This window comes from Nostoc sp. NOS(2021), assembly GCF_017115025.1.
In the GTDB taxonomy this organism is placed as follows: Bacteria; Cyanobacteriota; Cyanobacteriia; order Cyanobacteriales; family Nostocaceae; genus Nostoc.
Window position 1 is genome coordinate 1 of record NZ_JABXKM010000201.1, and the last position, 22,902, is coordinate 22,902.

Sequence of the window (22,902 nt, forward strand, 5' to 3'; positions counted from 1 at the left end):
GGGAACCGGATTTTCTTGTTTCCCCCCTTTATAAGGGGGGATTAAGGGGGGTAATAATTCGATTAAAATCACAACATACCACTTTTAAAACATCCTCTAAAGGATAAAGTTATGATTGCGAGTCCAGATGGAAAGTATATGACTCCCCAAGAATACCTGGAATGGGAAGAACACCAAGAAATTAAATATGAATATATTGATGGTGAAGTTTTCGCTATGACTGGGGGTACTATTCCCCATACTAGTATTGCCTTAAACTTAGCTTCGGCGTTAAAAAGTCACTTCCGAGGAAGTTCCTGTCGCGCTTTTATGGCAGATGCAAAAGTAGGAGTAACTGAGAACGGGCCGTTTCACTACCCGGATGTTGTGGTGAGTTGTGATGAAAGAGATAGACAAGCGATTAAATTTATTCAGTATCCTTGTTTAATTGTTGAAGTTCTTTCCCCTAGCACGGAAGCTTACGACAGGGGCAAAAAATTTATGCAGTATCGGCGTATTCAGACTTTACAAGAATATGTCCTCATTGATGCTGAAAAAATTAGCTTAGATTGCTTTCGTATAAATGACAAAGGGATTTGGGAGTTACATCCTTATGAAGAAGGGGATGAAGTTCATTTAACTAGTGTTGATTTTCAATTTCCTATTTCTTTGGTGTATGAGGATGTTCTGTTTCCAACTTGAGTTTAGGGTAAACTACAGATGGTGGCAGAAAATGTAAAACTACATTCGGATGATTAAAAATGACAACACGCGAAAGAGAACAGTTAATTAAAGATATCAACGTACTGCTACATCAAGCTTATGACAGTACTTTAGATGAAATTTATGCACTCTTAAAAAGAATCGATGATGTAGACGATGAAGAAGACTTAAAAGCCATTAAAGAAGCTAGGGAAGATATACGCATTAATGGCACTGTGTCTTGGGATGAAATTCAAAACGAAATAAGAAATGAAATAAACAAGGATGTTGCGTGAGTTACGAAGTTAAATTTTCAAGGGGTGCGAAAAAGCAGTTTAGGAAACTACCTATAGACGTACAACAGCGCATACAAACTAACATCAACGACTTGGCAATAGAACCACGTCCAAACGGGGTAAAAAAATTACAAGGTGATGATAATTCATATCGTGTTCGAGTAGGAGATTATCGAGTTGTTTATGAAGTAGATGATGATGTTTTGATAGTAACTGTAATTAAAGTAGGACATCGTAGTGAGATTTATAAAGATGAAAGTTAGCGTAGTGGGGAATATCGGTGCGATGCCTACGGCGGCAAGCTACGCTAATTTTGGTAAAATAGTTATGCTTATGCTGAACCCGCAGTGCCAGGATGGACTATGTTAGTGGATAATTTGTTTGTTTAAGCGATCGCATCTATACTAGTATAAAATAATGTGCTAATAAGTGCGTAGATGTCGCTTTTGGCTTTCGGTTAAAATAGCAACTTGGGTTAAATATTAAAACAATGGCTGCAAATAGAATCAGGGTTGCTAAAGATAAGGCTGAGTTGGTGAAATCTCTAGTAGCATCAAAAGACACAACTGGGCCTTTTCAGACTTATGTAGAAGTAATGGTATTTGCAGCAGCATTAGGGGTTAAATATAAAAAGCGCGTTACTTTAGACGTAATTTCTAAAGATTTATCCCCGCTGCGACAAGATTATTTTACCAGCAGCTTCACTCTATTAATTAATTTGTTGGCTATCACCGAAACAGAAAACATTAAGATTATAGGTGATGATAATGTAGCTGACGAGCAACGAATTCACATTTTTGAAGAGTATGCTAATGCTGGTTTAGATATTATACAAAATGAACTGCGTGGAGCAGTAGACTATTCAGAGCGACTTTTATTGATTCTTAGTTATGAAAGAACGAATGCAGAGCAACAAGATGAGGAATTTGATCTAACCAAATTCCTATCTTGATTTTTAAAATGGTTAAAAAAGCAATAACTTTACATCCACCCCAGTGTAATTTTTACTGTTTTGACTGCATCTGTTACTGCACTAACAGTAGCAGATATTCTATATGGCTTGTCTGGATTTTTAGGTTGGGCATCTATTCTAATTACGTTATCCTTCCAAAGTTGGTTTTCTCTTGACCAATCTAACTGTGCTAGTTGTGAAATTTTTTCTTCATTAAAATAATTGTTTTCTGGATCATATATATAGTGCAATAAACGCCCTAAAACTTCCAGTCCAACGCTTATACCTAGAATACAGTCTTCTTTAAATGCAGTTACTTCATCTGTTGTGATTTCTTCAACAGTTGTATCAGCAATATACTCAGTGTTACTACATTCTGAGAAAAATCTATTAAGACAGATAACCAAAGGATCTGATGCTTGATAAACATCATAATCTCGAAGCTGATTACCTGGATCGTTAGTAAAAACGCAACTTACAAACCTAGCTATAAAATTGGTTGTGTAAATCAGCTTTTGTTTAGTTGCAGGACTTGATTTAATTTTCTCTGTCTTACCCTGAAACATTGGCACTCGTTTTATTAATTCTTTAGTAATACCAACTCGGCCAGAGAACTCACCAAATGATAATAATAATGATTTATCTAGTTGTTTGGTTTGAGCCATGTCTCGGAAATCTGCCTGACACTGTTGAAAATCACCCTCTAAAACTAGAGTAATTGCAAAATCATCATCACTGATTAAGTGGCTTTCAGTACTTTCTATCAATTCGTGAATTGCACGTTTACGGTGTTGTCCATCAGTTATGTCCAACTTGACTCCACGACGAATAACAACTAGACAAATGCCCCTACCCAGTTCAAGAATTGTTATGTCTTTTGGAGCTACATTAGCGGTCAAAGTTCCTACAATCCAAGGTTTTTCTTTTCGAGAACGGTCTACAATATATTTTTTAATTTCATCAGCATGACCTTTAACCTCTGGGCGATTTTTACCAGAATCAGGATCATTCCCAGTGGATGGTTTAGCTTGGAGAAGACCAGAAAAGTCACTCGCAGGTACATTAATTTGCAGCATTGTCCGCTTTCCCTGCTGAAAAATCAGCCCTGGATAGCAGCGATCGCGATGATATTGTGAGAAAAATGGCTCAATAAAGGAGCTAAACTGAGCTTTCATCTGAGGAGAAATGCTATTATTGCCATCCTCAATCGGTTGAGCCATATAAATGCCTAATATAAATCAGTAGATGTTAGCAAACATGATATGCAACCCTTATAGACTGTAGCATCGGTAAAAACCACAGTGCAAAATCCCTACTTAACTTTGCTAGTTCAAGATATGTGGAAATCCTACAGCTTTTGGATCAACAAACTTGCCATCAAAACCTATAGTTTTATCTTCCACAGTCCTAGCATCCGCCAAAGCCTTGCGAAGTTCAGCACGTTCCATGTGTTCCTGAATTCCACCCAGGATATAAACCAATAACTTTGCCGCCAAATCTCGTCCAGCAACCTGTACCCGCCTTTTATTTGGGTCATACAAAACCCCATACCAGAGAGATTGGGGATATTCCATACCACTAAAACCACCTTGCTGGTCAAACTTCCGCAGTTTCTTAAAAATATCTGCCAGCAAAAAACCTTTTTTAAAAACCAAAATTCCGATAGCTTGCGCTAACGCAACTTGAGCAACCGGACGGAAAAGCATATTTCCTTCACCTCCATCTTTCTCAAAGCTGAACCGCCGTAAAGCTGGTGTATCCTCATGTTCTAAAATCTTATAACTGGAAAGACTAGCCAAAGAATCAAATAGCTTTCTAAATTCCTCAATTCCCTGCTCAAGTTCTTCATCCTCTGGACGCATGGGAATTAGACCTTTCTCCAAGGGTTTCCAGTGGGGGAACTTTTGACCCAAATATCTCTCAGACATATCTTGTAGAGCTTGCAAAGTGGTCAAAACTGTAGAATTGGAAGCCACTGTTGCACTATTCCAATTAACACGAGGATTGCGATCTTGTCGTTGTTCTAATAGTGGATGTGTAACTGCAATTTTTCTCGCAACGATCGCAAAACCATCATCTTCATTTAACTGTGTTAACTGACCTTTAGTCAAGGGTGCAGCCATCAGATTGACATGAACAAAAATCGATCTCACCCTCCGCCTTGCTTCGGTGCGAGTTTCCCCAGCCGCTACCGCACAGATGAACTCAATACCAATTTTTTCCTTGGGTAAATTTTGCAAGTAAGCAAGGTCTACTTGATACTTTTCTATCAAATCATTGACTGTAATAAAACTGTCATCAGCACCTTTATCTTTTTTATAACGCTGGAGTTTGCGAGTTTTAATTAACTCCATCAACCCCTGTACACCCATTAATCGATGTTGACCATCTAACGCATAAATAGTGACATCATCCTCAGAAATATTTAACAGACCTACTTTAGCGTCTTTATCTAGGGGGATGAAATCAGTAGTAGATTTTGTGGCGCGTCCTTCGCTATCCCACTCAGCAGCTTTGGAATTATCCACCCACGGTTGATTAATTACTACTAACACTGGCGGAAACTTATGATTTTGTCGAGCCGCTAAATACTGCACTAGCGGTGCTTGACGTGACCAATCAAGGGGACGCTGCTGAATTTCATCAATGCTATCCGCGTCAATCTCGACATTATCAGTCTCATGATTATACTTTTTTTGAAACAGAGGTAAGCCAGAGGCGAAGTGAACCCGACCTGCAAACCATTCCAAGGTAACAGAGCTAACATAAGCCTCAGTACCACCCATTTCGGTTTTTTGGACGAGAATCTGATCTTTTCTCCCTAAAAAGTTCTCTAGGAGTAAAGCTAGTACCTGTTTTTCCTTGTTTTCCCGTTCCAGGTACTCTCTAGCGATGTCAACAGTTGGGTCAGATGTACTATCTTTCATGTTAAATTTTAAAAACAGAATAGGATTATGTCGTTTAATTATCCAAAAAATTGGATATTAGTAGTAAAGTTTTTAAAAACTTTTTTTCAACCCACGCAGGTGGGTTTTGTCTGTATAGCTGCGAATTCTATTCGCCCGGATATTACTTTTATTCAACCCATGCAGGTGGGTTTTGTCTGTATAACCGCGAATTCTATTCGCCCGAATATTACGCCAGTGTTTCCAGAGAGAAGGAGAAATGACTACAGCACAACAACCAGAAAATAAAGTTCAGCAAGCACGTACTGTAGCAGAGTTAGTGGACTATATCCAAGCTCTCACCACAGAAATTCAAGAATTGTATTGTTTAGATGAGATACCTTGGGTTTTAGGCGTGTCTTGGGGAAAAGATTCTAGTACAGTATTGCAGCTTGTATGGAATGCGATCGCTGCTCTTCCTCCAGAAAAAAGAACTAAAACAGTCTATGTAATTACAACAGATACTCAGGTAGAAAATCCTGTAGTGTCTGCTTGGGTTCGCAAATCCTTGCAAAATCTCAAGGTAGCTGCTAAAAAACAGGAGATGCCAATTGATCCACATCTACTACAACCAGTAATTGAAGACACATTTTGGGTAAATCTTATTGGTAAAGGATATCCAGCACCCCGTAACCAGTTTCGCTGGTGTACACCACGTTTAAAAATTAATCCCGCCAATCAATTCATCCGTGAAATAGTTAGAGCTAACGGTGAAACAATTCTTGTATTGGGTACTCGCAAAGCAGAAAGCTCTAAACGTGCTGCCACAATGAAAAAGCATCAAGTTGATAGAGTGCGAGATCGCCTGAGTCCTAATGCCAGCCTACCTAATTCTTTAATCTATACCCCTATTGAAGATTGGAGTAATAACGATGTCTGGATATACCTGAATCAGTGGGATAATCCTTGGGGACAAAGCAATAAAGAATTATTCACTATGTATCGAGGTGCAACAGCCGATAATGAATGTCCACTAGTCGTTGATACTTCTACTCCTAGCTGTGGTGATTCCCGATTTGGCTGCTGGGTTTGCACAATCGTTAGTAAGGATAAATCGATGGAGGCAATGATCCAAAATGATGAAGAAAAAGAATGGATGCAGCCATTATTAGATATCCGCAACGAACTAGATATTAAAGATGACTGGGACAAGAGAGATTTTAGAAGAATTTGGGGAGATGTCCAACTATTTGAACGCAATAAAAACGGTGAAATTTCTGTTGAACCAATACCTGGCCCCTATACTAAATATTGGCGGGAACATTGGCTCAGACGATTATTAGAAGCGCAAACAAAAACCCGTCGGACAGCGCCAGAAAATATGCGCGATATCACCCTAATTACTCTCGAAGAAATGAGCGAAATTCGCCGCATTTGGCTAGAAGACAAACACGAATTTGATGATAGCTTACCCCGGATTTATCAAGAAGTGACTGGCGAAGAATTTCAAGATCCCCGTCCCGGTGCTGACTATAGCCTACTAGGTCGTGATGAATGGATAGTATTAGAAGAAATCTGTGAAGGTGACGCGATGCACTTGGAACTCATGGCGAAATTGTTAGACACAGAACGCCAGTATCGCAAAAAGACTCGTCGCGTGGGGATATACGAAACCCTAGAAAAATGTTTTAATACGAGTTCCCGTTCTCCAGAAGATGCGATTAAAAATGCTCGTTTGAAACGCGAATTAAGCGAAGCAGTTAGTCAAGGTGATGTTGCAAAAGTCAAGCAGATGACTTTAGGCGATGTTACAGCAATTAATGAGGTAGATGAAGGTGAAAGTGATGAAGAGGTAACTTGGGCAAGTATGAAATTTAAAAAGGAAAACTCAGAATAATAGAAGACGGGAGTCAACCAAACTACTTAAAGAAGGCTTAACAAAGTTGGGTTATCTTAAAACAAGCGAGGTTCTATGATTCAAGCCATACACAAATTAGTAACTTTTGAAGATTTTGCAGCTTGGCGGCCTGAGGGTGGGAGATACGAATTACATGATGGCGTGATTGTTGAAATGGCACAACCAGTGGGAGATCATGAGGATATTGTTGGTTTTTTGGCGCTAAATATATCTATTGAAATTGGGCGACAAAAACTTCCTTACTTCATTCCAAAAACTGTATTAGTCAAGCCATTTGAAGGTGAATCAGCTTATTCACCAGACATCTTAATAATCAATCGACCAAATTTAGTGAATGAGCCTTTATGGAAAAAAGAATCAACTGTATCTCAAGCTGCATCTATTCCATTGGTTATTGAAGTTGTTAGTACTAATTGGCGAGATGATTACTACAAAAAATTAGCTGATTATGAAGCTATAGGTATTCCCGAATATTGGATTATAGATTATGCGGCTATAGGTGCTAGGAAGTTTATTGGCAATCCTAAGCTGCCTACTATATCCATTTATCAATTAATTGATGGTGAGTACCAAGTTACTCAATTTAAAGGCGATACCCATATTGTCTCGCCTACTTTCCCAGAATTGAATTTAACCGCCGAACAGATTTTTCAAGCTGGAGGTGTGCAAATCTAGCCACGCTTACCAACACCGAGACAGATACAATCGCATTTCTTAACAGTTAGTGATGGTATTATCTATATTTCATAGACAATATTTTTTCTGAATGGGTCAGACAAAACCATCTAATTAATTTTATCTGATTCCTTTCATCACAAACTTTCTGCTTCTGCGATCGCCGTCGAACTCATGTTAATCTTAAAAATCAATGATATTTCTTGAACTCGTATTACAAAACTTTGGCCCCTACAGTGGGAAACAGGTAATTAATCTTAACCCAAAAATTGATGAAGAAAACTCGCGTCCAATTATCCTATTAGGTGGCATGAATGGCGGCGGAAAAACTACGCTGATGGATGCCATTCGTCTCGCTCTTTATGGCCCCCGCGCCCAATGTTCCACCCGTGGTAATTTAAGTTATAACGATTTTCTTAATCAATGTGTTAATAACCAAATAGATCCAGTTGTAGACACCCGTATTGAATTACTTTTTGAACATATTGAAAATGATAAACCAATAAAATACCGTGTTGTGCGTAGTTGGACAAAAAACCCTAAAGATGGTAAAGATACATTAGGTATTTTAGGCGACAGTGATACCTGGCCTGATGCTTTAGTTAATATCTGGGATGAATATATAGAAAATCTTTTGCCATTAGGTATTTCTAACTTATTCCTATTTGATGGTGAACAGGTTAAAGAACTCGCAGAACAGGAAATACCACCACCGATTGTTGTTGAAGCTATTCGCGGACTTTTCGGGCTAGAGTTAGCAGATCGTTTAGCTGTTGATTTAGATATTTTAGTTAACCGTAAACGCAAAGAATTTGCTGATACTAAAGATTTAGCGAACCTAGAAGAAATTGAAAAAAGATTGACGCAACAGCAACAAGATTATCAAGAAAGTGAACAGAATTTAGAAAATATCAAAAATCAGCTAGAAGAATTAGAAGTAAAGCAGCAAGAAGCTTTTGATAAATTCATTTCTGAGGGTGGTAAAATTGCGGCAGAACGCAATCAACTAGAACTACAACAGAAAGCGAAAACTGCGGAAGTTGAACAAGTGCGTCAGTTAATGTGTGAATTGGCGGCTGATGTTTTACCCCTAGCATTAATTCCCAATTTACTTACTCAAGTGCAAACGCAGGGAGAAAAAGAATTTCGCCATCGACAAATCCAAATTTCCAAAGATTTGTTAATTGAGAGAGATCAGCGCTTACTCAGTTGGCTAAGTCAGGTAGAAATTGCTCTAACAGAAGTTGAAAAAATTCAATCATTTCTAGTCGAAGATGTAGATAACTTATATGCAAAGACTCTCGAAATGGAAGCACCTTGGTTATTAGCTGATGATGAAACGTTAAGTCAGCTAGATAATCTTATCTATCACTTGCAAAATTCTCAAATTTCTGCAAAAGAAAAATTAGCTATTATCAAAAATAAAGAAGAAGAAATTATCACTCTGGAAAGGCAAGTACAAACAGCAGCAGCACCAGAAGATTATACAAAGCTGCGTCAGACAGTAGAAACGGCACAAAATCAAGTTGTTGAAGCTAAAGCAAATTACGAAACAATTCGCCGCCGTTTAGCTGAATTAGAAACTATTATTGCTAAGTCCAAAAAAGAATTAAGTGATTATACTGTAGAAAATACTAAATATAAAAATAACGAACATATCATTACCTCTGCGGCTAAAGTTCAAGAAACACTCAAGATTTTCCGTGAAAAATTAACTTTGAGAAAGCTCAATAAATTAGAGGAAGAAGTTAAAAATTGCTTCCTTTATCTCCTCCACAAATCAGATTTAGTGCATCGTATCGCTATTGATACCAATACTTTTGGACTTTCCTTATATGATTTCAATGGTAAACCCGTCCCCAAACATCGCCTCTCGGCTGGTGAAAAACAATTATTAGCGATCGCATTCCTCTGGGGTTTAGCCAAAGTCTCAGGACACCGCCTACCAGTAGCAATCGATACGCCACTAGGTAGACTAGATTCCTCTCACCGCACTAACTTAGTTGAACGTTACTTTCCATCCGCCAGCCATCAAGTAATTTTGTTATCTACGGATACCGAGATTGGACAGAAACAAGTAGAAACACTGAGAGAAAACGAAGCGATCGCTCGTGAATACCTACTCAAATACGACTCTACCACCCGTCAAACAACAGTGGTAGAAAATCAATATTTTTGGTGATTCTTTTGGTGGGATATAGTATTTACTTTGTCTCCACATAAATTTCTCTACCAAACTGCCTGAATTCATCATCGAGATAATATAGCGAATTTCGGATTGCTTGGCGTAGTTTACAAGCAGGTTCCAGGCAATCACGCTCGTAGTCCATTAATGTTAATTCTAAATGAGGATAGAGAATTTTTAGAAACCCTGATGCTGATTTGAGAATAGAATTTTGGTCACGAATAGTCACATTTTTGGCAAATTTAGTATGCTGTTCTACATAGAACATGAAACGATTGTCTTGGCGTAGAGATAGCAATACTTCACCAAAGAAATCCATTTTTAAACCAACTTGAGAAGCTATCATTTCTCTTTGAAACTTAGGAATTTTCCAACCGGGGAGAATACCACATAATCGGTCTAATAATGCAGTTTCAGCAAAAAATTTGGGGAGGTTAGCAATTAAATTCTCTTCATTGCGTGGTTCTAATTGATCATCTAATTCAATATTAGCTAGCATCACTAACCCGCAGTCACTAGAAATATCTGCAAAACCAGAGCGATTATAACGACCGCTAGCAAAATAATTTTTGAGTGGCCCAATGACCTCTTCAGGATTATCGAAAGTTAAACTTTGAACTTCATCTAAAACCAGAACTTCATGACGACCGAGTAACCCAACTTCTTTAGTTCTGCCGTTGATAAACAATTGGGCAGGAGTCACTTTACCACCACTAATTAAAGTAACTTTACTACTGATATTTTCAAAAAAGAAGCTTTTTCCAGTACCTTTAGGAGCTAGTTCTATTACATGATAATTAGCTTCCACTAATGGTAATAACCTAGCCAAGATCCATGTTTTAGCTTCCGGCTGATAACTGGGATACTGGGGGTTAAAACCCATTGAGCAAAATATTAAATCCCGCCATTGTTGTGTTTCCAGTTCTCCTGTCTGTTTGGGTTTGCCTTCACCAAAGCAAAAAACCAGCACAGGAAGACGTTGGATCGATTTTCGGAGAACAGATACGCCAACCACAACTTCTTCAGGAAATAGCCCACCGTGAGAACCGATAATTTTTTTATTGCTAGTGTAGCTAAAAGAACCTAAGCTGGCGGAGCCTTTGACAATACTAATATCGTGGGGAAGACCGTAGCGATCGCCTTCTAAAACCACAAACCTGGTATCATCAGTTTTACCGATCGCCATTCTCCCCTTTGGTTCCAGTTCTGGGGGGCAATGGGTGATTTTTTCGGAAGTACCCATCATTTGACCATGATCGCTGGCAATAACGATTCTGAGTGCATCTGGATCGGGGTATTGTTGCAAACAGTAATCAATTCTCTTGGCAATGCCTTCTAGGGCGTGGGGACGATCAAGTTCGTAAAGGCTTTGCCAGTCTTTTTGACTGTGATAAAGACTATCGAATATATCTGTATCCCAACAATACAACTTAGAAGTCTTTTTTCTCAAAGCGCTGTAAAGTTTGTCAACTTGTCTATCTGTATAACGTTTGCCCATACCCATTTTTACAAAAGCTTTGCCAGCATCCGCAACCCAAGCAGAATCATTAGGCAACAGTTGAGCGTATAGACTCCATTTAGCATATTCTGTTTTAGTGGGCAGGATACTAAATCGAGGCTCAATGGCAGTTTCTACAGCCAGTTTGTAATTATTGGTTAGCAAAGACAAAAGTTTTAGATGATCTAACCATCCTAAGCCATCGACCACAACCCAAAAGACAGGACTATCTTGGCAAAGATTTTGCACTGTTGATGCAACGCTGTAGTTGAGGTAGGAATTTTCTACTGAGTCTACCTTCATTTGGGGGTAGTGCTGGAGCATCCATTTGACAAAGCTATCCGCCAAACTATCACTAATTTTTGGTGCAACGGCAGATTGCTTAATAACTTCCCAGTGACGGAAGGGCAGGTAATCTTTTGTTGCCCAAGCTAAAGCTTGCCCAGGAGTAGCATTTAAAGCCAGGGGTTCGGGGGGATGTTGATTAAGATTTAATTCTTGCTTCTGCTGATAGCTAAGATAAGGGGTAACTTTCGCTTCCCTGGCTTGGTTAATCCAGTTAGGCCGATTGCCAAGAACCTTGTAGGCACAATTTGCAATTCGCTCCATACCTACTTGGTTAGTAGGCATTAGGGTATCCAAGACTTTACCTTCGGTGCGGGAGATGAGTTGTTCCCAGTAGCTATCAAACTCTTGTCTGAGTAAGTCGGGAACTGGTAAGGGATACTTGCCGATGTCGTTGAAGACTGGTTCTGCTATGCCTAACCAGCGACGTAGGAACAATAATTTATCTTCAGTCTGGTAATAGTTTGCTAACTCATGTTCTTTGAACCGTTGCTGCCAAACTCGCTCTAAGGGTTTGTATTCTTCTGGAACTGGAATTGACAACCAAGCAGCGAGATGTGAAATCGAGGCTTGGGCAAACCATATCTGTTCATTACTGTTAGTGATATTGTCTGCCAAAAAATGAGCAATGGGGTTGTCTTGGGGATAAGAATCTAACTTGGTAGCTAGAATCAGTAGTTGCTCGTCAGTCCAATCATGGGGTAACGGTACATTAGCAAACAATTGCCCTAGTATGTAGCGGGGATGTTGCTTAATCTCCGTGATTTCCTCAGTTCTATTCCACGATCGCAGCCAAGTTTCGGCCCATTTGCATAATCGCTCACCTCTTACCCAGCAAGGTTCGGCACTGACACCAAAGAACTGTATCCATTCCACTTCTGTTGTAATTCGGATATAGCCGGAGGGAATATCGTACAATCCAGTCGGGTCTAATATGATCTGTTTATCACTCATCCCTATTACTCCTCCCTCTTTTCTGAGAGAATTTGCCCTAACCTCTCGTACACATTTTGTTGCTCTAAATGGGGAAGTTGCCGTAACAGTACAAAAATTTGATTGGTTATATCTTTCTCCCGTTCCTCAACGCATTGACGTTCTATATTCTCTAATGACTGAGTTTCTCTAACACTAATTAAGTTAATATAATTAGATTTTTCAGATTGAATTTTCTCCAGTAAATTATTTGCTGCTTCAAGTTTCTCTGCATCATCAAACGATTGGTTTATTTGAGTAAAACTGTTTTCTAAATCTTTGACCCATTGCTGGGCCACAGCTTGTTGCTGCTGGAGAATTTGTGATTGTTTTTGTTCATCTTCTTGTATTTTATTCCTAAAATTTACTTCTAACTGAGAAATTCTCCCTTGAAAGCGGTCAGCATTATAGATATTCAACTCCCCACTAGCAATTATTGCCAAAGCATGATTACAACTGGTAATATCACTTTGTTGATAACGAGTTTCTAGACTTTGTATTTGCTCTAGGTCATGCTTTAAACTCTGGATTTGTGGTTGTAGTTCTTGATAGTCTCTGTAATCAGCCGAATCTTGAAAAATAACATCAAGCTTGGCATATTCTGTATTAATAACATCTAATTCTGGGAGATTATTTACTGAATGTAGTCGAGTGCGAAGATTCGCCAGACTAGAACGATCGCTAGTGATTTTGTTTTGAATTAACTGCACAATTTCAGCAACCTCACGCTGAAATTTATCGGGATAATTGAAGCGAGATTGTAAATTTTCAACTTCTTGAAGTGCTGCTTGAGAAAGATGAATAGTTTTAATTTTCGTTGCAGAATTGCGAATATTCTGCATAATTTGTGTATCTTCAGCTTGCTTTTGTCCTGCTTCTGCCTGCTGCCTAATGTCTGTTAATCTGATGTTGCTGGTACGGAGGGCATTTTGCAAACTCTCAATTAAATGGGGAGGCAAATCTGCAATTTGGGTAATCTGGTCAATAATTCCTTGAATTTCAATTTTATAAGTATTGCAAGCTTGTTCGGTAGATAGTGACTCAGCACGGTTGTTTTCTGCTGCTACAAGTTGGTCAATTTTATTACTGACAGTTTGAAATGCTTGAGAGAAGCGATCGCGTTGTTGTTGTGTTGGTAAAATCGAGGTATCTGGCGATCGCTTCAACAGTTGCGGGTAAAGTGGTAATAGTGCTGCCAATTGTGCCTCATGAGGTAATTTTTCCACAGCTTGCACTGGTTGTAACCACTTGTCAATTTCAGCAACCGAAGCACTAATCTGCTTTCTATTCTTAGTTAACTCTTCTTTTTCTAACTCATCTGGTTCATTAAACTCTAAAAAAGCAGCAACGACCTCTAGATACTCCTGCGCCTGATCATAATAGTTTATTAGCGATGCCGAAATCGGCATTTCTGCTTGTTGGCGGCGAATTAGTTTAGACTTTTGTTTAATAATCCAGTCCTCAACAAATACAGTGGGGTTTTGGAGAATATCAGTATTACCCCAGTCTTTCAAGGATTGTGTTTTCAACGTCACATTTAACCTTTTGGAACCAAGTTCGATATAGCCCCGGAGAGATACTTCTTTGCGGTGGATTGCCAACCATCCTGCTAGCAACATAGTAAAGTTATACTCGCTATAACCAAAAGGTGGCGCAGAAAGTACTTGCCAAATTGTTTCTAGACCAAAAGTATTTTGTGGTAATCCTTCTAAATCAGTTATTTCAGAAATTTTATCCCAGGCAGCACGGATTTGTTCATTAGTTGGTTCTTGAACGATATATTTATCAGATGTTTTTTTGAATAGACCCCATAACCGGACAAAAATCTGGTCAATAACAGTACTATAAGAACGGTCAAGGGTCTGTTGACTGAAATTATCTTTTATGAAGATTTGTTTGGCAGTCCAGCCGACAATTTTTTTACCTGTCGGATGGCCTGAACGCATTTTATCCATTTCATCCACAGGAGGAACAAAGGTATATAAATCTTGTAAAAGTACACTGATTACCCGTTGCGCTTTGTGTTGTTCCGCAGATGGAATTGTATCGATTCCCACACAATGATATGTACAATTATTTAATAACCTTGTTAACCGTGTGTTTGCTTCTTTTTGCCAACGCTCAAGCTGTTCTTGATAAGCTTTTCCCAACAATCTTTTATCAGCACTGTTCGTCTCTTCAAGAGCTTTTATCTGTATAATTACACGGTCTAAATTCCCGGTTTCTTCTCTAGGAATAGCAACGGCAATGTAATTTTTAATTGGTGATTTAGATAAATGATTAACTACAGTATTACGAAACTCTTGCAACTCCTCTTGAGTCTCTGTTAGAACATAAGCTAAAATTCCCTTCTCTTTGCTATCTCTCAGAATACGATTATTCTCTAGTGCTTTAATGAATTTATCAATACTATATATCTTCCGCTCAAATCGCCAGTCTTCACCCACTAACTTGTTATCCTTGACAAACTTTGTAGCACTAATTGTATTATTAGATTTATCTTTTTTCTCTTTTTCAAGAATATTAATTTCACCACAATACGCAATAACATCATTAATGGATGTTGTCTGAAATTTGATTTTTTCTTCAATTTCTTCTTGAATACTTTTAGGGTTGATTCCTTCCCAGAAACGATAAAGCTTAATTTCTGCTTGGTGATAAATTAAGTCTCTTTCCTTTTCTAGTTTATCTAGTGCTGTCTGGAGTCTCAATTTAGTTAAACCTGTTAAAGCTACTAAAATCTCTTGATGTTCTTCTTGGTCTGCTTTGGTCAGTTTTTCTCCACTAGCTTCATATAAGAATAAAGCTTTAAGAGCAATTAATTCATCTGCATCATCAGCACCTATGACTAAATCTACAGCTTTTTTATAATTGGTATAAACAGGGTAATTAGAAAAGTTTTCAATAAAGGTATCTACTAAAGCAATGGGAGAAATGTAATTAAGTTTTCCAGCATTTTCTACAGGCTGAGTTGCAATGAAATTTTTGACATAGCCTTTTATAAACTGAATAGCAGTCCGATCTTGGGTAAAATCAAGGTTGCACAGCAGATATGCTGTAAGAGGATGTAGGGGAAAACAACCCTCAGATAAGTGGGTATAAAACTCTTGGAAAGACCAGCCTTTGTTTTTATAAATTTTAATTCTTCGTTCGTAAGCTGTTTCAGCTTCTCTTCTCAGCGTGTCGTGCCATTTAGAACGGAATGCTTGCCAAGTAGAATTATTTTTTGGCAACAATAAGTTTTCTATTACTAGTTCCAAGCTAGAAGTAGGGTTATCGTAAGTGGTGCCATCTTTTGGTGCAAGGCGAGTTGCTATCTTTTGGTACTCTGGTATGGCATTTGCGGAAATCCCCAATGCCCTACCAGGATGAATTTGGGTGAAACTTAGTAGAGCAATTTTTCCTTTGTAGTTTTCGCAAATGTTAGTAATATTTTGCAGTGCAGTACCTCCAGCACCTATCTCATCTGCTGACCAAGATTTCAGATAGTAATTAAGCTCATCAAATAAAATTAAAATTCCCTGGAAATGGGCATTTTGTCCAGTACAATAATTTTTTAACAGGTCTTCTATAATTACTTCAATATTTATATCGGCAGCAAAGTCAGGAGTAAATCCCGTGATTTGAAAGGCAAGTTTTTTAACAGTCGATAGAACACCAGAGTTATTTTCTCTGAGTAAGCGAATGAGAGAATTTAAATCACCATCAGGATTCCCAATACTTTGTAGATATTTCTCTGCTTCTGCCCGATTCTCTATATTCAACTTTTCTAAGTAGCGTCGGGGTTCACTGCATATATCTTGTGCTAAAGAATCCTGAATACCTGCTTCTTCCAGATTTTTGACGAGTTGTTGCAGAAATTGCTTCCTAATGTCGCCGCCTTGATCTCCACTAAGACAGATAACTAAATGTTGGTGGCGTTGGTTTTGTTTAAAAAGCTTTAATCCTTCAGAGATAGCCTGATTTTTGGCAGATGTCGCCTTTTCTACTTGTGACAAAATCCCTTGCACTTCCTGACTGTGGAAGGGTTTTTTGAAAAAGTTGGCTATAGCGATCGCAAAATGAGATTTCCCCTTACCATATTGTTGAATCATCAAATGGATATTCGGTTGATTTGGACTATGATAGCTACGGCGCACCGCATCCAAAATACCAACCGTCGATAATTCAGGTTTTGTTAAGTCGTAGTTAAAGATAAAACTCTCACACAGAGGCAAATTCTTCTCTAAATCATCCAACATGCCAAAGTTCACAGAACTGGCAATACTACCCTTTTCGTTGATTTCAACAAGTTGGTTGAGGAGCATAATCAATTAAAATAGCAAATGCAAAGTGATAATTATCCTGAAGGAATACGCTTAATTCTCTCTGACGACCAATTGTTGGGTGCTAGTTGCTGGGGTAGCAGTATCCACAAAAGTTTTTCTAGCTTGCGAGTCTCTTCCAGTTGCTTCCAGAAAAGGGTAATGTGACTGCCAGATGTCACCTGTAAATAAGTAATCAGACAATCTAACCCTTCCAGTAAAACAATCTGCTTGCTAACCCCAGAACACATTGACTTGATAGCATCCAATTCCAGATCCAGATCGTGATGAAGCGTGAGAAAGTTTTCTCCCGGATGAATCCTTTGTAACAAATTTTTTCGGTAGTTGACCCTTTGAGCATTATTGTCAAAAGCGATACGTACTAGTTCGTTTTCGTCAGGTGTATCCCACAGTAGCAAGTGAATTCTGTCATCGGGTCTGGCATCTCGTAGCAGAGAATCAGCTTTATCCGTCATAGGCTTTTTCCAGCAGTGCCAAGGGTTCATCCCAACGGGGAATCACTTGGAAAGGAGGCACTGCCCGTCGCTGTTCGATGATGCCGTAAGCTTCTAGTGCATTTAGCTGTTCCTGTAGTGCGTCTGCTTTGATACCCACTACAGCAGCAATTCCCATTTTCTGGTTCAAGATGGCCTCGGTAAGAACAGAACCTTCGCCTTTAAAGTCACGTTCCCACAGCTTTGCTAGGAAATATCCCACCAGGTAAGAGTTAGGTAAGTGGGCATTTCCAACAACATATTTATCCCCTTCTTGAGTGATCAACTTGCAGGATGCTAAAGCTTGAAACTCAGTGTATGCCCGCAAGATAAATTTGATTCTGTCAGCAATCACTTTGCTTTCTTCTTCAAACTCTGAAGCGATATGATACAATAATTCCTCGCTAGTAAATTTACTATAACGAGGCAAGAACTTATATATAAAGTAAGACCATCCACCCCAATCAGCAGGATTTTCTGGTGTTTGTTGTAGTCCTTTATCACCAAAACTTAAGTAAAAGTGCATCAACCAGTCTGTAATATTTGACTCCAAGCCTGAGTCTAGTCGCAAGACAATTTCCCCTTCCCGACTGGGGCGATTATTCTTAATTAACCCTGCACGTACTGCCCAACTTTTTACTCGTCCTACTTTGCCATTACCTAAACTTGTTTTCTCCATCAAATTAGGCAAGCTATCATTTAAGCCTTTTTCTTGGGCAGAAGCATGAATAAGTCTATTGATTTCGTCTTTTTTCAAGGCAAAAGACCCATTAAAATGTAATTGCAATTTAGCCATAATATATTATTTTTCAATGCGAAGTTTAATTAAATGCATTTTTATGGTACTTACTTAAATTTACAAAATATCTATGAAATGTTGACTGCCAGTATATAGACAACTATTAAATTGTATATTATTAACTAGTATATATAGCAATCCTATCTGAGTTGTGTTGGCGTAGCCTGCCGTAGGCATAAATTTACTTTTTTAACGAACCACTCCAGACGCAGAGGACACAGAGAGAAACAATAGAGATGTTCACAAATGATTTAGTACTGCTATATGCCATCGATATTAGTGTGCGTAGACTCACGGCAGCAAGCTGCTAGACATCGCTAATTATCTAAACATGATTATTTATCTCTCTAAGTGATAAAAGAAAGAATAATTAAGTAGCTCAAATTAATCAATCTGCTGTTAAGTATTGTTAATTATGTGAAAGGATAATGTATAGGATTCCTTTTACTTTTTCCCTTTTAGCTTTAGTTATGGAATCACCAATCGAACGTATTCGCCTATCCCAAACAGCCAAAGACCAACTGCTCAAACTCAGACGCAGCACCAAAATCGACCAATGGAATATCTTATGCCGTTGGGCGTTTTGTCGTTCCCTAGCAGAACCAACCACACCCTCGCCCGTCCCAATTCCCCAAGATAGCAACGTCGAAATGACTTGGCGTGTTTTTGGCGGCGAAATGTCAGATATTCTCCTCCTCGCCCTTAAGCAACGCTGTCACAATGACGGTTATCCCACCGACAAAGAAACCCTCGCCACCCAATTCCGCTTACATTTGCATCGCGGTATTGGCTACTTAGCAGGCGATCCAAATATCAAGAAAATTGAAGATTTAATTGAACTGGCCATTAAACCTTGAAACAATATTAGTTATCGATGTCTTAATTACGAATTACGAATTACGAATTACGAATTATTCTTATGCCTGAAGCGCTAGAAATCGAGCGTCACAGAGCTGCGATCGCTCGCACTGATTTATCTCGCCCCGTGCGATTGGCAATAGAATGGGCAATCCTGAATCAAGACACCACTTTTTTTGACTACGGTTGCGGCTACGGTGGTGATGTCCAGCGAGTAAAAAACTTAGGCTACACCAGCGCAGGCTGGGACCCTTACTACCATCCCGATGTCCGACGCACCGCCGCCGATGTAGTCAATTTGGGTTATGTTCTCAACGTCATTGAAGATCCAGAAGAACGCCGTCAAAGCCTAATCCAAGCCTGGGAACTCACTGGGAAAGTTTTAATTGTCGCGGCTCAAATACTGATTAACGCTCCCAGCAAAACCCAACTTGCTTACAATGATGGCATTGTGACGCGCCGCAATACTTTTCAGAAATATTACGAACAAGAAGAACTCAAAACTTATATTGATGAAGTGCTAAATGTCGATGCTATACCCATAGCACTAGGTGTCTACTTTGTTTTTCGAGATGAAGCTGAAAAAGAAAGTTACAAAGCTATCCGCTTCTTTTCTACTGCTTCTACACCGCGAATCCGCATCCCTATCAAGCGGTTTGAAGACTATCAAGAACAGCTGCAACCATTAATGGCTTTTTTTACCAAGCGCGGTAGACTACCCGTGAAAGGTGAATTAGAAAATGAACAGGAATTACTGAGCGAATTTGGGAACTTTCGCCGCGCCTTTGGTGTAATTTTGCAAGCTACCGACGAAGCAGAATGGGATGCGATCGCTTACCGTCGTTCTCTAGATATCCAAGTTTATCTCGCCCTCACCCATTTTGATCAACGCCCTGCATGGCAAAAGCTAGCAGCAGAAATGCGTCACGATATCAAAGCCTTTTTTAGTAGTTACGAGGAAGCTTGTCAAGTAGCCGACCAAAAACTTTTCAGCTTAGGTAAACCTGGGGTGATTCAAACTGCGTGCGAAAAAAGCAAAATTGGTAAACACACGCGCGGTGCCCTTTACGTCCATGTTTCGGCATTAGCAGCACTTGACCCCGTGCTACGAATTTGTGAAGGTTGCGCTAGCCGTACCATTGGGCGTGTAGATGAAGCCACATTAATCAAATATCACACTGATAAGCCGCAAATATCCTATCTGTGTTACCCTGATTTCGACACTGATCCCCATCCAGCATTAAAAGCTAGTATAACTATTGACTTAAAAACCCTAGTCGTCACTCACCGAGACTATGCAACTAGAGCAAATCCGCCGATTTTGCACCGGAAAGAAACATTTGTTACCAGCAACTACCCTGGTTACGAAGAATTTGCTCAACTCACCCAACAAGAACAGCAATTAGGATTGCTCAATCACAAAAGCGACATCGGTACGCGAGAAGGTTGGGAAAAATGCCTTGCTGCACACGGGGTAGAAATCAGGGCACATCAGGTTTATTCGATTAAGGAAAATTAAGGAATAATCACACTGTTAGAGCATTGCTGATATGTATCTTAAATAAAGAAAATCTGAGCATGTTTGTGTGCTTATACGAAATTAGACAGCTGCTATGGCAAGATAACTGCAATTCAATTAGATAAAAAGGAATCTTCAAGATTGTGGAAGTAAATAAATCGCTGCTACGAATTTTTGGCAGCCCGAAGATGGGAGCTTTGTTATTTCTTGGCTTTTCATCTGGGTTGCCGTTATATTTAACCAGTCAGACATTACAAGCATGGTTGACCAAAGAAGGAATTAGCTTGGCAGCGATCGCCGCTTTTAGTTTAGTAAAGCTGCCCTATTCTTTAAAATTTCTCTGGTCGCCTTTACTAGATAGATTTGTACCGCCTTTTTTGGGGCGGCGTCGAGGTTGGATGGTAATTACACAAGTAGCATTACTGTTAGGTATAGCTGTAATGGCTCTACAACAGCCATCCCAAGGGCTACAACCTTTAATAATTGCTGCAATAGCCGTTGCTTTTTTTAGCGCCAGCCAAGACATTTTGGTAGATGCTTACCGCACTGATGTAGTGGAAGCAGAAGAAAGAGGTGCTGGAGCATCTATTTACTTATTGGGTTATCGCATTGCTATTTTAGTAACAGGTTACATCACCCTATTTTTAGCAGACAGAATGCCTTGGCAAGCTGTTTACTTGTTGATGTCGCTGTTGATGCTCGTAGGTGTGGTAAGTTCTATTTTTGCACCAGAACCAGTCCTACGCGATCGCCCGCCTCAGACTTTATCCGCCGCAGTCAAATTACCCTTCATTGAATTTTTCCAGCGTCATGGCTGGCTACAAGCACTTTTAATCCTGATATTTATTGTGATCTACAAGTTGGGGGATTCTTTACTCAAGAATGTATCCACCCCATTTTTGTTAGATAAAGGCTTACATTTCACTCAAACCGACATCGCATTTCCTGGTGCATTGGGAATTTTCGCCACTATTGTTGGTACCTTGGCAGCAGGAGCAGTAATGACCAAAATTGGTGTTAATCGCTCGCTCTGGATATTCGCCATAATGCAAGCTGTCGGCAACTTAGCTTTCTTTGCGTTGGCAGTAGTCGGTAAAAACTTCTATCTAATGTTAGCTGCCGTTAATATAGAACAATTCTGCGCTGGTCTAGAAACTGCTGCTTTTGTAGCATTTTTGATGAGTCTTTGTAACCAAAGCTTTTCAGCTACACAGTACGCCTTACTTTCGAGTTTGCAGGCTTTTAGTAGAGATATTGTCACGGCTCCAGCAGGTACATGGGCACAAGCCACCGGCTGGTCTACATTCTTTCTACTGACAGCAATAGCTGCTTTGCCGGGATTACTATTATTGCCATTCTTTGCCCCTTGGAATCCAAAGCCAGTGGTAGTATTATCCAGACCAGGATTTGAGAACGAAGAAGAGGATATATGGGGAATCAAGTAGTTATTGCTGTCGGCACATTTATTCTCTTACTTACTGGTTTATTACTTGGATATGTTCTCTCGCAGTTAGTTCTAGGATTTCTGGCATTTAACCTCCTAACTTTTTTTGGAACACTCAGCCTAATTTTAATTTTTGGTACACTTTATTACGTTTTATTTTGGCAGTTGCGAAGAGAGCAGTCCCGGCCATCAACTATAAATGAAGGGATACCAAACCAGGTAGAGGAGGGTTTATCTGATAGCTATCTCAAAAACAGGCTAATCGCTAAGTTATCTGGTGACGCTGCTGCTGCCGAACGGTTAATTGAACAGGCAAAGGAAACTTATCCTGGGATGCCGGAGAATTGGTATTGCGAAAGAGTGCTTGATGACTTAGAGCGCGATCGCCCATAAGCGGAAGTGGGGAGTGGGGAGTAGGGAGTTAGGGGACTAGGAGGACAAGGGAGACAAGGGAGACAAGGGAGACAAGGGAGAATTTTTCCAATGCCCCATTCCCAATGCCCCATACCCAGAAAATCGCTAAAATCAATTAAGAATACTTCACAAATCTTCAATCTTCAGCTAGGTTTTCATAAAAGTTCCTAGATATTTGCAATCTAAGATATGGCTATATTTCGTCAGTACATCGCTCCCCTGCTTGCGGTATTGGTATTTCTGTTTGCGCTAGTGGCAGTCAGCGCCCGCATCTTTTTACCCTCCGATATGGCAGCACCCGCACCAATTGAAGAGGTACAGGTAAGTTATCAACCTACTCCTGCTGATTTACCACCAGCAGCACATTACTCAGCTAGCTAAGTCAAGAAACGTCAGAAGTGTCTGAGCAACTACTACCGGGGTATATTATTCGCCGTGGCTCCACCTTGGATCGATCGCTGCTGCTTAAATTCATGCAGCGAACTTACCAGGATCTTTTTCCCAATGAAGATTTTTCTCACCTAGAACAAACAGTTAAGCAATACTTTTCCAGCGATACGCCCTTGTGGTGGGTTGATTTTTTGGGTGAGGGAGATGAGGGGAGCAGGGGAGCAGAGGAGCAGGGGATAAATAATCAATACCCCATGCCCCATGCCCCATACC

The 22,902-nt window shown here is 39.6% G+C and carries 18 protein-coding genes and 1 pseudogene; 13 read left to right on the forward strand and 6 right to left on the reverse strand.

Annotated features, from left to right (window positions below):
* Positions 1 to 111 precede the first annotated feature (111 nt).
* From HWQ41_RS22155 to HWQ41_RS22170, 4 genes are all read left to right on the forward strand, one after another.
* Positions 112 to 681 carry a Uma2 family endonuclease gene (locus tag HWQ41_RS22155; protein WP_292767581.1) on the forward strand — a complete coding sequence of 190 codons (570 nt, stop codon included), beginning with the start codon at positions 112 to 114 and terminating at the stop codon, positions 679 to 681.
* Between the two features lie 59 nt (positions 682 to 740).
* Entirely contained in the window at positions 741 to 977 is a 237-nt protein-coding gene (locus tag HWQ41_RS22160; RefSeq protein WP_292767584.1) for a hypothetical protein, read from the forward strand.
* Positions 974 to 1,240: a type II toxin-antitoxin system RelE/ParE family toxin gene (locus tag HWQ41_RS22165; RefSeq protein WP_292767587.1), complete on the forward strand. Its 267-nt coding sequence runs from the start codon at positions 974 to 976 to the stop codon at positions 1,238 to 1,240. The genes HWQ41_RS22160 and HWQ41_RS22165 overlap by 4 nt, the downstream gene beginning before the upstream one ends.
* 227 nt (positions 1,241 to 1,467) lie before the next feature.
* Positions 1,468 to 1,929: a DNA phosphorothioation-associated protein 4 gene (locus tag HWQ41_RS22170; RefSeq protein ID WP_292767590.1), complete on the forward strand. Its 462-nt coding sequence runs from the start codon at positions 1,468 to 1,470 to the stop codon at positions 1,927 to 1,929.
* 29 nt (positions 1,930 to 1,958) lie between these two features.
* On the opposite strand, the gene HWQ41_RS22175 is transcribed toward HWQ41_RS22170, so the two are convergent.
* Together HWQ41_RS22175 and HWQ41_RS22180 are read right to left on the reverse strand one after the other, a co-directional pair.
* Complete coding sequence (locus HWQ41_RS22175) at positions 1,959 to 3,149, reverse strand: DNA sulfur modification protein DndB (RefSeq protein WP_292767593.1); 1,191 nt, start codon at positions 3,147 to 3,149, stop codon at positions 1,959 to 1,961.
* A gap of 105 nt (positions 3,150 to 3,254) precedes the next feature.
* Entirely contained in the window at positions 3,255 to 4,856 is a 1,602-nt protein-coding gene (locus HWQ41_RS22180) for a DGQHR domain-containing protein (protein ID WP_292767596.1), read from the reverse strand.
* Positions 4,857 to 5,094: 238 nt separating this feature from the next.
* Between HWQ41_RS22180 and dndC the strand changes: the two genes are divergently transcribed.
* The 3 genes from dndC to dndD all read left to right on the forward strand — a co-directional run bounded on the left by dndC (position 5,095) and on the right by dndD (position 9,589).
* Positions 5,095 to 6,711, forward strand: a complete 1,617-nt coding sequence (gene dndC / locus HWQ41_RS22185) for a DNA phosphorothioation system sulfurtransferase DndC (protein ID WP_292767599.1) — start codon at positions 5,095 to 5,097, stop codon at positions 6,709 to 6,711.
* A gap of 75 nt (positions 6,712 to 6,786) precedes the next feature.
* A complete protein-coding gene (locus HWQ41_RS22190) occupies positions 6,787 to 7,407 on the forward strand; it encodes a Uma2 family endonuclease (protein WP_292767602.1) in 621 nt (206 codons plus the stop codon).
* A gap of 193 nt (positions 7,408 to 7,600) precedes the next feature.
* Positions 7,601 to 9,589: a DNA sulfur modification protein DndD gene (dndD, locus tag HWQ41_RS22195; protein WP_292767605.1), complete on the forward strand. Its 1,989-nt coding sequence runs from the start codon at positions 7,601 to 7,603 to the stop codon at positions 9,587 to 9,589.
* A 22-nt stretch (positions 9,590 to 9,611) separates the two neighbouring features.
* Here dndD and HWQ41_RS22200 read toward each other — a convergent pair whose 3' ends face one another.
* From HWQ41_RS22200 to HWQ41_RS22215, 4 genes are read right to left on the reverse strand one after another with little or no spacing between them, the layout of a single operon-like run.
* On the reverse strand, positions 9,612 to 12,389 hold the full coding sequence (locus tag HWQ41_RS22200) for a BREX system Lon protease-like protein BrxL (RefSeq protein ID WP_292767607.1): 2,778 nt from the start codon (positions 12,387 to 12,389) through the stop codon (positions 9,612 to 9,614).
* A gap of 5 nt (positions 12,390 to 12,394) precedes the next feature.
* The gene (locus HWQ41_RS22205) at positions 12,395 to 16,714 is read right to left on the reverse strand and encodes a hypothetical protein (protein WP_292767610.1); all 4,320 of its coding nucleotides are present in this window, start codon (positions 16,712 to 16,714) and stop codon (positions 12,395 to 12,397) included.
* Between the two features lie 32 nt (positions 16,715 to 16,746).
* On the reverse strand, positions 16,747 to 17,187 hold the full coding sequence (locus HWQ41_RS22210; protein WP_292767613.1) for a hypothetical protein: 441 nt from the start codon (positions 17,185 to 17,187) through the stop codon (positions 16,747 to 16,749).
* Positions 17,177 to 18,001 carry a DUF4007 family protein gene (locus HWQ41_RS22215; RefSeq protein WP_292767616.1) on the reverse strand — a complete coding sequence of 275 codons (825 nt, stop codon included), beginning with the start codon at positions 17,999 to 18,001 and terminating at the stop codon, positions 17,177 to 17,179. Before HWQ41_RS22215 ends, HWQ41_RS22210 begins: the two co-directional genes overlap by 11 nt.
* A 473-nt stretch (positions 18,002 to 18,474) precedes the next feature.
* On the opposite strand from HWQ41_RS22215, the gene dndE reads away from it, so the two are divergent.
* The 6 genes and pseudogenes from dndE to HWQ41_RS22245 form a co-directional block, all read left to right on the forward strand.
* The gene (gene dndE / locus HWQ41_RS22220) at positions 18,475 to 18,861 is read left to right on the forward strand and encodes a DNA sulfur modification protein DndE (protein ID WP_292767620.1); all 387 of its coding nucleotides are present in this window, start codon (positions 18,475 to 18,477) and stop codon (positions 18,859 to 18,861) included.
* A gap of 62 nt (positions 18,862 to 18,923) precedes the next feature.
* Positions 18,924 to 20,381 (forward strand): DNA phosphorothioation-associated putative methyltransferase, encoded by a 1,458-nt coding sequence (locus HWQ41_RS22225; protein WP_292767622.1) that lies wholly within the window; start codon positions 18,924 to 18,926, stop codon positions 20,379 to 20,381.
* 143 nt (positions 20,382 to 20,524) lie between these two features.
* On the forward strand, positions 20,525 to 21,826 hold the full coding sequence (locus tag HWQ41_RS22230; protein WP_292767625.1) for an AmpG family muropeptide MFS transporter: 1,302 nt from the start codon (positions 20,525 to 20,527) through the stop codon (positions 21,824 to 21,826).
* Entirely contained in the window at positions 21,811 to 22,218 is a 408-nt protein-coding gene (locus HWQ41_RS22235) for an ABC transporter permease (protein ID WP_292767628.1), read from the forward strand. The genes HWQ41_RS22230 and HWQ41_RS22235 overlap by 16 nt, the downstream gene beginning before the upstream one ends.
* A gap of 210 nt (positions 22,219 to 22,428) precedes the next feature.
* The gene (locus tag HWQ41_RS22240) at positions 22,429 to 22,620 is read left to right on the forward strand and encodes a hypothetical protein (protein WP_292767631.1); all 192 of its coding nucleotides are present in this window, start codon (positions 22,429 to 22,431) and stop codon (positions 22,618 to 22,620) included.
* 17 nt (positions 22,621 to 22,637) lie between these two features.
* A pseudogene (locus HWQ41_RS22245) lies at positions 22,638 to 22,902 on the forward strand (GNAT family N-acetyltransferase); the annotation flags it as partial.

Excerpts from the sequence above, each read along its gene's own strand:
- HWQ41_RS22155 (WP_292767581.1), top strand. The coding sequence starts at position 112 with ATGATTGCGAGTCCAGATGGAAAGTATATGACTCCCCAAGAATACCTG.
- HWQ41_RS22160 (WP_292767584.1), top strand. The coding sequence starts at position 741 with ATGACAACACGCGAAAGAGAACAGTTAATTAAAGATATCAACGTACTG.
- HWQ41_RS22170 (WP_292767590.1), top strand. The coding sequence starts at position 1,468 with ATGGCTGCAAATAGAATCAGGGTTGCTAAAGATAAGGCTGAGTTGGTG.
- HWQ41_RS22175 (WP_292767593.1), bottom strand. The coding sequence starts at position 3,149 with ATGGCTCAACCGATTGAGGATGGCAATAATAGCATTTCTCCTCAGATG.
- HWQ41_RS22180 (WP_292767596.1), bottom strand. The coding sequence starts at position 4,856 with ATGAAAGATAGTACATCTGACCCAACTGTTGACATCGCTAGAGAGTAC.
- dndC (WP_292767599.1), top strand. The coding sequence starts at position 5,095 with ATGACTACAGCACAACAACCAGAAAATAAAGTTCAGCAAGCACGTACT.
- HWQ41_RS22190 (WP_292767602.1), top strand. The coding sequence starts at position 6,787 with ATGATTCAAGCCATACACAAATTAGTAACTTTTGAAGATTTTGCAGCT.
- dndD (WP_292767605.1), top strand. The coding sequence starts at position 7,601 with ATGATATTTCTTGAACTCGTATTACAAAACTTTGGCCCCTACAGTGGG.
- HWQ41_RS22200 (WP_292767607.1), bottom strand. The coding sequence starts at position 12,389 with ATGAGTGATAAACAGATCATATTAGACCCGACTGGATTGTACGATATT.
- HWQ41_RS22205 (WP_292767610.1), bottom strand. The coding sequence starts at position 16,714 with ATGCTCCTCAACCAACTTGTTGAAATCAACGAAAAGGGTAGTATTGCC.
- HWQ41_RS22210 (WP_292767613.1), bottom strand. The coding sequence starts at position 17,187 with ATGACGGATAAAGCTGATTCTCTGCTACGAGATGCCAGACCCGATGAC.
- HWQ41_RS22215 (WP_292767616.1), bottom strand. The coding sequence starts at position 18,001 with ATGGCTAAATTGCAATTACATTTTAATGGGTCTTTTGCCTTGAAAAAA.
- dndE (WP_292767620.1), top strand. The coding sequence starts at position 18,475 with ATGGAATCACCAATCGAACGTATTCGCCTATCCCAAACAGCCAAAGAC.
- HWQ41_RS22225 (WP_292767622.1), top strand. The coding sequence starts at position 18,924 with ATGCCTGAAGCGCTAGAAATCGAGCGTCACAGAGCTGCGATCGCTCGC.
- HWQ41_RS22235 (WP_292767628.1), top strand. The coding sequence starts at position 21,811 with ATGGGGAATCAAGTAGTTATTGCTGTCGGCACATTTATTCTCTTACTT.
- HWQ41_RS22240 (WP_292767631.1), top strand. The coding sequence starts at position 22,429 with ATGGCTATATTTCGTCAGTACATCGCTCCCCTGCTTGCGGTATTGGTA.